The sequence below is a fragment of the Atopobium sp. oral taxon 199 str. F0494 genome (assembly GCF_000411555.1).
Classification (GTDB): Bacteria; Actinomycetota; Coriobacteriia; order Coriobacteriales; family Atopobiaceae; genus Lancefieldella.
This window is the reverse complement of sequence record NZ_KE150487.1, coordinates 344967-356743: the sequence shown is the minus strand read 5'-3', so window position 1 is coordinate 356743 and position 11777 is coordinate 344967. Positions and strand designations below refer to the sequence as shown.

Genomic DNA, 11777 nt, shown 5'->3' with positions numbered 1-11777 from the left:
CCTCCCTTCCACCCACCCTCTCGTTCCCGAATTGTGGAGGATTTGTGAAGACGGCCTTTTCGGGTCTTTCGAAGGGGGGTAGAGACTATAGTTATTCCCCGCGCGACGCTGACAGACCTACTAAAAGCGCAGCGCAGCGAACCTTGAAAACCGGATACTGAGATCGTAAAAGATCGACAAAGACAGACTAGCGAAATAATCGAATGTGAATGCAAATTCACGCCAATTCTTATATTTCAGCGAATCCGAGATCAGCGTGATCTAAGCGAGGATTTATACTCACCTCTTTTAACCTCTACAGGCACATGTGTCTGTATCAGTTTGAATGGAGAGTTCGATCCTGGCTCAGGATGAACGCTGGCGGCGCGCCTAACACATGCAAGTCGAACGATTAAAGCACCTTTTAGGTGTGTATAAAGTGGCGAACGGCTGAGTAACACGTGGGCAACCTGCCCTCCTCTTGGGGATAGCCTCGGGAAACCGAGGATAATACCCGATACTTCACTTGAGCCGCATGACTCAAGTGAGAAAGCTTTTGCGGAGAAGGATGGGCCCGCGGCCTGTTAGCTTGTTGGTGGGGTAGAGGCCTACCAAGGCAATGATGGGTAGCTGGGTTGAGAGACCGACCAGCCAGATTGGGACTGAGACACGGCCCAGACTCCTACGGGAGGCAGCAGTGGGGAATCTTGCACAATGGGCGAAAGCCTGATGCAGCGACGCCGCGTGCGGGACGAAGGCCTTCGGGTTGTAAACCGCTTTCAGCAGGGACGAGGCGTAAGTGACGGTACCTGCAGAAGAAGCCCCGGCTAACTACGTGCCAGCAGCCGCGGTAATACGTAGGGGGCAAGCGTTATCCGGATTCATTGGGCGTAAAGCGCTCGTAGGCGGTCTGTTAGGTCGGGAGTTAAATCCGGAGGCTCAACCTCCGTCCGCTCCCGATACCGGCAGACTTGAGTTTGGTAGGGGAAGGTGGAATTCCTAGTGTAGCGGTGGAATGCGCAGATATTAGGAAGAACACCAGTGGCGAAGGCGGCCTTCTGGGCCATAACTGACGCTGAGGAGCGAAAGCTAGGGGAGCAAACAGGATTAGATACCCTGGTAGTCCTAGCTGTAAACGATGGACACTAGGTGTGGGGGAGCCTTTCCTCCGTGCCGCAGCTAACGCATTAAGTGTCCCGCCTGGGGAGTACGGCCGCAAGGCTAAAACTCAAAGGAATTGACGGGGACCCGCACAAGCAGCGGAGCATGTGGTTTAATTCGAAGCAACGCGAAGAACCTTACCAGGGCTTGACATATAGGTGAAGCGGCGGAAACGTCGTGGCCGAAAGGAGCCTATACAGGTGGTGCATGGCTGTCGTCAGCTCGTGTCGTGAGATGTTAGGTTAAGTCCTGCAACGAGCGCAACCCTCGTCGTATATTGCCAGCGGCTCGGCCGGGCACCTATACGAGACCGCCGGCGTCAAGCCGGAGGAAGGTGGGGACGACGTCAAGTCATCATGCCCCTTATGTCCTGGGCTACACACGTGCTACAATGGCCGGCACAATGAGCTGCCAACCCGCAAGGGTGAGCGAATCTCGAAAGCCGGCCCCAGTTCGGATTGGAGGCTGCAACCCGCCTCCATGAAGTCGGAGTTGCTAGTAATCGCGGATCAGCACGCCGCGGTGAATGCGTTCCCGGGTCTTGTACACACCGCCCGTCACACCACCCGAGTCGATTGCACCCGAAGTCGTCAGCCTAACCGTTTGGAGGGAGACGCCGAAGGTGTGGTTGGTAAGGGGGGTGAAGTCGTAACAAGGTAGCCGTACCGGAAGGTGCGGCTGGATCACCTCCTTTCTAGGGAGATACCCTCATCTAGATTGATTTACTTTATTTGAGTACCCTCGCAATGTATCAACACTGAAATCTTTGTCCGCATATGCGTCAGTATCCGGTCTCGAGGGTTCGCCCTCGCGTACCTTGAGAGCTGCATAGTGTGATTAATTCGATTTTCTTCAAGAAGATCGCATCTGTAGATACTTTTGCCGATACGGCAAAAGTGCAATCAAGTATGTTCAAACCATTAAAAGAAGATGGTAAGGGCAAACGGTGGATGCCTTGGCACAAGAAGCCGATGAAGGACGTGATAAGCTGCGATAAGCCACGGTGAGGTGCACATAACCTTTGACCCGTGGATGTCCGAATGGGTAAACCCACTAGATTTAATCGTCTAGTACTTCCTGCTGAATCTATAGGCAGGAGTGAGGTAACCGGGGGAACTGAAACATCTAAGTACCCCGAGGAAGAGAAATCAAACGAGATTCCCCAAGTAGTGGCGAGCGAACGGGGATATAGGACAAACCGGAAGTTGCGCAAGCGCTTTCGGGGTTGTAGGACCACACACCATAGAAGTTACAAAACATCGTGGAAGCAAAACGGTATGGAAAGGCCGGCCAAAGAGGGTTAAAGCCCCGTATGCGAATCTGCGATGTCTTCTCGTGTGGCACCTGAGTACTGCCGGACACGTGAAACCCGGTGGGAACCTGGGGGGTCCACCCTCCAATCCTAAATACTCTCTTGTGACCGATAGTGAACCAGTACCGTGAGGGAAAGGTGAAAAGTACCCCGATGAGGGGAGTGAAATAGTACCTGAAACCGTTTGCCTACAAGCAGTCGGAGCAGACTTTTGTCTGTGACGGCGTGCCTTTTGTAGAATGAGCCAGCGAGTTACGGCATGTGGCAAGGTTAAGCTCAAAAGCGAGCCGCAGCGAAAGCGAGTCTGAATAGGGCGCGTGAGTCGCATACCGTAGACGCGAAGCCAGGTGAGCTATCCATGAGCAGGCTGAAGCGGGGGTAAGACCCCGTGGAGGGCCGAACCCACTTAGGTTGAAAACTGAGGGGATGACTTGTGGATAGGAGTGAAAGGCCTATCAAACCTGGAGATATCTCGTTCTCCCCGAAATAGCTTTAGGGCTAGCCTCGGACGTTTACCCGTGGGGGTAGAGCACTGAATAGTTGCGGGGGCTTCACCGCCTACCAAGATTAATCAAACTCCGAATACCATAGGGTCCAAAGTCCGGGAGTCAGAATATGTGGGCTAAGCTGTGTATTCAAAAGGGAAACAGCCCAGACCGCCCGCTAAGGTCCCAAAATCTATGCTAAGTGGCAAAGGATGTGCGTTTGCTCAGACAACCAGGATGTTGGCTTAGAAGCAGCCATTCATTTAAAGAGTGCGTAATAGCTCACTGGTCGAGTGGACATGCGCCGACAATATACGGGGCTAAGCATAGTACCGAAGCGGCGGACTTGCACGTATGTGTAAGTGGTAGGGGAGCTTTCTGTTTGGGTTGAAGCAGTCGGATAACCGGCTGTGGACTGACCAGAAGTGAGAATGCTGGCATGAGTAACGAAAGACGAGTAAAAAACTCGTCCGCCGTACACCTAAGGGTTCCTGGGCAAGGCTAATCCTCCCAGGGTCAGGCGGGAGCTAAGGCGAGGCCGGAAGGCGTAGTCGATGCACAACAGGTAGATATTCCTGTCCCTCCGCACAAGCGCTATCACCAATGGGGTGACGGAGCAGGGTAGCTGGTCGGGGTTCTGGACGTCCCCGTGAAGACACGTAGGCTAAGAAGTAGTAAAACGCGCTTCTTATGAGGCTGAGGTGTCTGACGAAGCAACTGAGTGAAGCTAGTGAGCCCATACTTCCAAGAAAAACCTCTAGGGAGCTTGTCGGAGCCCGTACCAAAACCGACACAGGTAGGTGGGTAGAGCATACCAAGGCGATCGGGAGAACTATGGTTAAGGAACTCGGCAAAATTGCCCCGTAACTTCGGAAGAAGGGGTGCCGGTTTGGGTGATAAGACACGCTCTTTGAGCCTCGGCCGGTCACAGTAAATAGGTCCAAGCGACTGTTTATCAAAAACACAGGACTCTGCTGAAGTCGTAAGACGACGTATAGGGTCTGACGCCTGCCCGGTGCTGGAAGGTCACGAGGAGTTGTTAGCGTATGCGAAGCAGCGAATCTAAGCCCCAGTAAACGGCGGCCGTAACTATAACGGTCCTAAGGTAGCGAAATTCCTTGTCGGGTAAGTTCCGACCTGCACGAAAGGCGTAACGATTTGGACGCTGTCTCAACCATAGACCCGGTGAAATTGCACTAGTCGTGAAGATGCGACTTACCCGCAGAAGGACGGAAAGACCCCGTGAACCTTTACTGCAGCTTGACATTGGCTGCCGGTTCGTCGTGTAGAGGATAGGTGGGAGACTTTGAACCAGGGACGCCAGTTTCTGGGGAGTCACCCTTGGAATACCACCCTCGACGTTTCGGCATCCTAACCTGCGACCGTTATCCGGCGTGGGGACCGTGTCAGGTGGGTAGTTTGACTGGGGCGGTCGCCTCCTAAAATGTAACGGAGGCGCACGTAAGGTCTGCTCAGAATGGTCGGCAACCATTCTTTTGAGTGCAAGAGCATAAGCAGGCTTGACTGCGAGACTTACAAGTCGAGCAGATGGGAAACCAGGTTCTAGTGATCCGGCGGCTCAGAGTGGTATGGCCGTCGCTCAACGGACAAAAGGTACTCCGGGGATAACAGGCTGATCTTCCCCAAGAGTCCACATCGACGGGAAGGTTTGGCACCTCGATGTCGGCTCATCGCATCCTGGGGCTGGAGCAGGTCCCAAGGGTATGGCTGTTCGCCATTTAAAGCGGTACGCGAGCTGGGTTCAGAACGTCGTGAGACAGTTCGGTCCCTATCCTCTGTGGGCGTAGGAAAATTGAGGGAGGCTGCCCCTAGTACGAGAGGACCGGGGTGGACGGACCTCCGGTGTACGGGTTGTCAACCAATGGCAGAGCCCGGTAGCTGAGTCCGGTTGGGATAACCGCTGAAAGCATCTAAGCGGGAAGCCCATCCCAAGATGAGTTTTCCTTTCGGTAAGACCCCTTGTAGACTACGAGGTTGATAGGTTGCAGATGTACGTGCGGCAACGCATTTAGTCGAGCAATACTAATCGGTCGAGCTCTTCTTTTCAAACATACTTTTACCAAACGCGATCCTTCTTCGATCGAACAATCACACTGTGCGGCCCTCAGGGTACGTGAGCGAAAGCCTCGCTTGAAAGTCGAATACCCCTTGTTGGTCAGCGATTATGGCAGGGAAGGCACACCTGGTCCCATTCCGAACCCAGAAGTTAAGCTCCCGAGCGCCGATGGTACTGCGGAGGAAGTCCGTGGGAGAGCAGGACGTCGCTGACCAACAAGGGGCATTTGCATAGAGAGGGACTTTTGTGTGCGCGTATGTGGAGGCTTTTGAAGAACGATGCCGTAGATGAAATGTGGAAGATGTGTCGAGTTTTTTTGATGAAACTGTGTGCATAGGCGGATTTGTGTGACCGTTCAGCCCCTACATGAAATCTCTATATCTTGAGCCGCTTCTTTAAGATGCAATTTTTCAACTTTTCTTCGAAGATTTTTCTACGGATAGTAAACAAAACCTACATATATAAAATACATAAATTTCATAATTCGATAACTTTCGTTAAATTAGCTTATATTATTTAAGAAAAAATGATTAGATAACAAAATATGTAATATATTATGAGAGAGTTTTAAACATTCTCAACACACCTTATGTTTCATCTGACCGTTATCTGACTGCTATTTGACCTTAATCTTACAAATTTCTCCCTACCGATTACCGAGTCCTTAATTTTTCTATTGCATTTTGTATCACTCTTAGTAGTGAAACTTTTAAAGAGCCAAAAGTGCAACCAAAAGTAAGTCCAAGAGAATGGAGTTGCACGGCTAGCAATAGGTGAGGGGGACACACTATGTATCAAGAAAATTCTGAAGAGACTCATCATGCACCGTCGCGCTGCTCCTTTGTGAGTCCCTACGAAGGTCTCTTTAGCCATTCACTTACGGTTGGTCATTTTATTGATTCGGCTATGCGCGATAGAATCTTGGTCCTTTGCGCTGAGCCTGGAATGGGTAAAACAACGCTCATGCGTGAATTGCGAGCGCAATCGGAGTATCGTGGCTGGAAGTACTATGATTTTTCGCTTTGCGGCTACACTCCAAAAGACGCTTCCGCATATATTGCTCGCAAATCATATGACATTTCTCGTTGCAAAAACTCAATCAAACAGCGGATTGTTTTCTTTGACGATGTACCGGAATCAGATGAAGCGCAGGTGGTTAAACAGGCTCGCGCATTCAGCCGGTTGAGAGCTGCAGGTTGTGCCGTTGTTGTCGCTTGCCTGCCCGAGGCGGCGCAGCTTATTGAAGAAATACCAAACTGTCTCGTTTTTAGTGCGCTCGAATTGCTCCTTGATGAGAGCAATTCCCCTGCGCCTGAGAGTGTAAAGAGAAAAGCTACAAAGCTTACGCGAGGAGTCCCGCTGCTCGTAGGATCTTTGCGAGAAGAAATGCTCTGTGGTGATACAACAAAGCTGTCAATTAGATACCAGGAAGCACTGCTCTCTCTTATTTTTGATACGGTGAGAGAAACGCTTTGTCACGAAGAGCTTATAGCCAGATCAACCCTTTTGCTACTTGGTAAGGGAACGTTTCAGGATATTGAGACGGTTCTCGGAAAACGCGCTCTTGAATATATGCCATATTTTGAAGCGAACGTTCCCTATTTCGGTGTCGATAACAAGGGCAAACGGTTCAGTTGTATTCTTAACAGCCGCGCCGACCTTCTTGAAGGCTGCGTTCCAAAGCTTAAGCAATATGTGCCGTTCATGATGGCGTACCTTCAGAAGATAGCCTTATTACTAAAGGAGCGTCACGAATACAAGCGCCTGTCCCTCGCATGCACGCTTCTTGGCGAGGCGTACTCTTGGAACCTGGTATTGCCGGATGCTGCTGAGCTGATTGACGCGGGAGAAACTCACCTTGTAAGCAATGTATTTTTGACCATGAGAAACAGAGATGTTCTTTCGCGGACTGGTATGAGGGCGCTTGAGCACGCTCTTTCATATGTCGTACAGGGGCAGACGCAAAACAAGGATTTTGACGATACCTTCTCCGCCAAATCAATTGCTTCACCGGAGTCTCTTGTCAATGCATGTGCTCTGCTCGCGTCTGCAAGGATGCTCGTTGTTAAACCGTTGCCGTTTCTTGCAGGAGACATCGATGAGCAAAGCTCCATGGTTCAGAGGCTCATGCTGCACAGACAGGTCTTTTCGCTTGTTCGTGTGGGAAGGTTGGCCGATGCATATCGACTTTTGAGCCTTGAAATACATGATGACTGCAAAATGACCCTGTCGTCCGCATGTATCACGATTGACAGAGAGATACTCCGCATCCTTTTAGGAATTCCTCAACCAGCTTCATCAGTTCGGTTGGATGAGGCGCTTGGCTTTTTGAGAACGTCTGATGTTATGGGGTTGAGAAGTTATATCGGCATTGTGCAAAGTCTCCGGCTTATTGAGCAGAAAGAAACAGATGTTGCCTCAATTTATCAGGTTGAGCGCTACGCGTCTCAGGCTGAAGAGCGCGGCGATGTGATTGCGCAAGTTGTTGAGTTGCTTGCGGTCAGCATACTTGACCTGCGAAGCAAAGCGTATCCGCGAGCGTATGTTCATGCAAACAATGCGTTGGTTCTTGCGCAAAAGGTTCGGTGCGACTACCTCGCTGAAACAGGTTTCATTCTCTCGGGAGTATCCCGCTTTATGCTGGGCGAGCCTCCAAAAGAACAAGAAACACGTCCTGTTGTTAATCCTTCGCTGTACGAGGCGTATAAGGTGATTGTAAATGCGATGGATTCCTTTTCAGGATGCGGGTCTCTCAAAGAGCCGCGGATGTCTGCTGAGTCGGCGCCTCAGAACGCGCTTTGGCTTATTCGTGCGCTTGTAAAAGGAATTGGGCAGTTTTCGGACGAACTTACAAAGTGTATCCCTGAGTCTTGGAAACGTGCAATGGGAGCCTCATTGCAGAAGAATTCTGGCAGCATAAATCCCCATTCGCATGAAATACAGCATGAAACGCAGAAAGAGGCTGGTTCCACTCAGGCGTCTCCACATCGGGGTATTCGGCTCTCTATTTTGGGAGGATTTTCGGTAACGGTTAATGGGGTGCCTGTTCCGGAGAGTATGTTTGGAAAACGCTACGCTAAACTGCTCCTTATTTACCTGGCGCTCTCCAGAAAACATACCGCGCCGAGGCACGCCATTATTGACGCGCTGTGGCCAAATTGCACATATGGAGCAGGTGTCGAGAAAATCTACCAGGCAACAAGAGTGATTAGACAGGCAATCGCTTCAATTGATGAAACATGCAATCCAATCATATCGATTCGAGGTGAGAAGACCGTCATGTTGAATGATCAAATCTTTACGGTTGATATCGACCGCTTTGAAGAAATCGCTCGGATAGTACCGACCGTTACGGACGATGAAGAGTTGGTCCATCTTGCGCAGGAAGTTCGGTGTCTGTATAGAGGTGATGTCTATGTTCCGACAGACGATGCTTTTTCCTACGTTGAAACGGTGAGAAGAAATTTCTGTCAAAAGTATATCGACATCATGACAATCGGTTCAGAAGCCGCGTTGCGTCTAGAGTGCTATAAGCTCGCGGTACTTCTCGCCGAAAACGCCGTTCTTGTCGATGAATACAAAGAAAGCTCAATCATTGCTCTGGTAAAGGCCATGCGGGCTTGCGGAAGATCGGCAGAAGCCCAGCGTTGCTACGACGATTATGTAAGGCGCTGTCTGCAGCAGGAGAATCGTATTCCCTCAAAAGAGCTGCGTATAATCGCTGGGGATATTCGCGACAAATCACACAAGGCGGAGCCGCTGCGTATCGAGGATTCCTATATTGAAGTCGCGGTGGAGTGATGGTGGAGTCTCAGTGAAGTAATGGCGTAGTTGCGGTGAGGTAAGTATGTAGCAATTTCATGAAGTAGGGGCAAATAGGCACCTAAAGGAGCTTAGGATATTCCATCAAGGGAAAAAATGAGTAGAATTAAAAGGCTGGATAAAGGAGTCTCTTTCTTAAGGGACTCTCACAAAGAGAAACCGATACTTAAAGGATACCTATGGCAAACTTTCTCTCAAAGGTTCTTTCCTTCGGCGCCGATAAGGACTTGAAGGCATATGAGAAAATCGCACGTCAGATTACGTCCCTTGAGCCGGAAATGCAGGCGATGACCGATGATGAACTTCGCGCGCAGACGGACGCGTTTAAAAAACGCCTTGCACATGGAGAAAGTCTAGATGACCTGCTTCCGGAGGCATTTGCCACTGTCCGTGAGGTATCTGTCCGTACAACAGGTCTTCGCCATTTTGACGTGCAGCTTATTGGCGGCATCGCGTTGCATAAGGGAACCATTGCAGAGATGAAAACCGGCGAGGGCAAGACGCTCGTATCAACGCTGGCCGGTTATCTCAATGCGCTTTCAGGCAACGGTGTTCATATCGTTACCGTGAACGATTATCTTGCCAAGCGCGACTCTGAATGGATGGGCAAGATCTATAAGTTCCTGGGCATGAAAGTTGGCCTGCTTCAAAACGGAATGCGCCTCAGCTTAAAAAAGCCGGCTTACGAGGCAGATATTACCTATGGAACCAACTCTGAATTTGGTTTCGATTATCTTCGCGACAATATGGTTACCCAGCCGGGAATGCGCGTTCAGCGCGGCCATCATTTTGCTATCGTCGACGAGGTGGACTCCATCCTTATTGATGAGGCTCGCACTCCTCTCATTATTTCCGGCGCGGGGACTAAATCAGCCGGTACCTATCGTGATTTCGCTCAGGCGGTTCGTGGTCTTATTGCTGATGTCGATTTTGAGATGGACGAGGCAAAACACACGATTGCCACTACAGAGAGCGGCCTTGCAAAAGTCGAGAAGAAGCTTGGGCTTGATATTTACGGTGACGATGCGGGACAGCTTGTCAATCACCTGCAGCAGGCGCTCAAAGCCGAGTACATGTTCCATCGTGACCAGCAGTATGTCGTTATGGACGGCGAAGTCAAAATCGTTGACGAGTTTACTGGCCGCATTATGGAAGGCCGCCGCTACTCCGAGGGTCTTCACCAGGCAATTGAGGCAAAGGAAAATGTTGCGGTTCGTGAAGAGAACCAGACGCTTGCCACCATTACGCTCCAAAATTACTTCCTGATGTATGACAAGCTTTCCGGCATGACCGGCACCGCCATGACAGAGGACGCGGAGTTTCGCGAGGTCTATCATGTCCCTGTTCAGGTCATCCCACCCAATCGCCCGGTCATTCGTGTTGACCACGATGATTTGGTATATCGCACAGTGGACGCAAAATTCAAGGCGGTCGTTGATGACGTTGAGGAGCGCCATGCGAATGGTCAGCCTGTTCTGGTTGGTACTGTTTCTATCGACAACTCCGAACGCCTTTCTCGCCTGCTGGACAAACGAGGCATTAAACACAGCGTTCTGAACGCTAAGTTCCATGAGCGTGAGGCTCAGATTGTCGCGCAAGCCGGCCGCGAAGCTGCGGTGACCATCGCAACAAACATGGCCGGCCGTGGTACCGATATTCTGCTGGGCGGTAATGCGGAGGTTCTGGCGGAAGATCTCCTTCGCGAGCAGGGCATCGATCCTGAAGAGGCTACTGCCGAGCAACTTGCAGGCGCAAAAGCTCGTGCCGAGAAAGTCTGTGAAACAGAGAGACAGCACGTACTTACTGCCGGCGGTCTTTGCGTCATTGGTACCGAGCGCCATGAGAGCCGCCGTATTGACAATCAGCTTCGTGGCCGTTCGGGCCGACAGGGCGATCCCGGCGAGACTCAGTTCTATCTTTCTCTTGAAGACGATTTGATGCGCCGCTTTGGCGGAGATCGAATGGATCGCATTTCCGCTATGATGCAGCGCTACGAAATGCCTGACGACCAGCCTATTCAGGCAAAGATTGTTACCCGTGCCGTTGAGGGAGCTCAGCACAAGGTTGAGGAAGTCAACTTCGCTATGCGTAAGAATGTTCTTGACTACGATGACGTCATGAACAAGCAGCGTCAGGTTATCTACGGTGAGCGTAATAAGATTCTTGACGGTAAAGATCTTATGGCGCTTATCGAGGATGTTACTGACGCCACCGCAGAGCGCGTGATCGGCGAGTACTGCTTCGGTCCTCATGAAGAATGGGATCTTGACGGCCTCGTCAAGTGGCTCAAGGAGCTCACGGGTGTCCAGTCTAAAAAGGTGCCGGAGCTTTCTGAAGAGAAGAAATCCGAGGAGCTTGCGAAGACGGTCGCTGACTTCATCAAAACCGCTTTCAATGAAAAGTCCGATCGCCTGGGTGAAGAAGTTATGCAAGAGCTTTCTGCCCAGGTTATGCTGCGTGTCATTGATACCCGCTGGATGACGTACCTCCAGGAGATGGATTACCTGAAGACGGGCATCGGCCTGCGCGGTTTTGGCCAGCGCGATCCTCTCGTTGAGTATAAGACCGAGGCGTACGCGGCATTTACGTTGCTGGTCAATACGATGTACGAGGATTTCCTTCGTACTATTCTGCACATTGAGCTGGTCAATCGTCCCCGCACGAGTGTGTCTGCTGACGAAGAGCCTGAGTCGCTTCGAGGAGCGCAATACTCTGGCGGCGAAGAGGTGGACGGAGACCGGGGTCAGAAACCGGCGATGGTCAAGAATCGCAGCGCAGCCATTGGAAAATCTCCTCAGGGTTCCGGCGTGGGCTCTTCGTCGGTTGCGACCTACCGCAAGGCTGACGACCCCAACCCCTATGTCAACGTAGGCCGAAACGATCCCTGTCCTTGCGGAAGCGGTAAAAAATTCAAGAATTGCCACGGAAAAAACAGATAACA

Annotated in this window: 2 protein-coding genes and 3 rRNA genes; all 5 read left to right on the top strand. The window is 51.1% G+C overall.

Going from position 1 to position 11777, the window contains the following annotated elements:
- Positions 1-322 precede the first annotated feature (322 nt).
- The 5 genes from HMPREF1527_RS07540 (at position 323) to secA (ending at position 11775) form a co-directional block, all read left to right on the top strand.
- A 16S ribosomal RNA gene (locus HMPREF1527_RS07540) occupies positions 323-1834 on the top strand.
- A gap of 229 nt (positions 1835-2063) precedes the next feature.
- Positions 2064-5004, top strand: a 23S ribosomal RNA gene (locus HMPREF1527_RS07535).
- A gap of 108 nt (positions 5005-5112) precedes the next feature.
- A 5S ribosomal RNA gene (rrf, locus tag HMPREF1527_RS07530) occupies positions 5113-5228 on the top strand.
- Together the 16S, 23S and 5S rRNA genes form the textbook arrangement of a ribosomal RNA operon.
- Before the next feature lie 575 nt (positions 5229-5803).
- Entirely contained in the window at positions 5804-8815 is a 3012-nt protein-coding gene (locus HMPREF1527_RS07525) for a BTAD domain-containing putative transcriptional regulator (protein ID WP_016478106.1), read from the top strand.
- A gap of 200 nt (positions 8816-9015) precedes the next feature.
- The gene (secA, locus tag HMPREF1527_RS07520; protein ID WP_016478105.1) at positions 9016-11775 is read left to right on the top strand and encodes a preprotein translocase subunit SecA; all 2760 of its coding nucleotides are present in this window, start codon (positions 9016-9018) and stop codon (positions 11773-11775) included.
- The last annotated feature ends 2 nt before the right edge of the window (positions 11776-11777 follow it).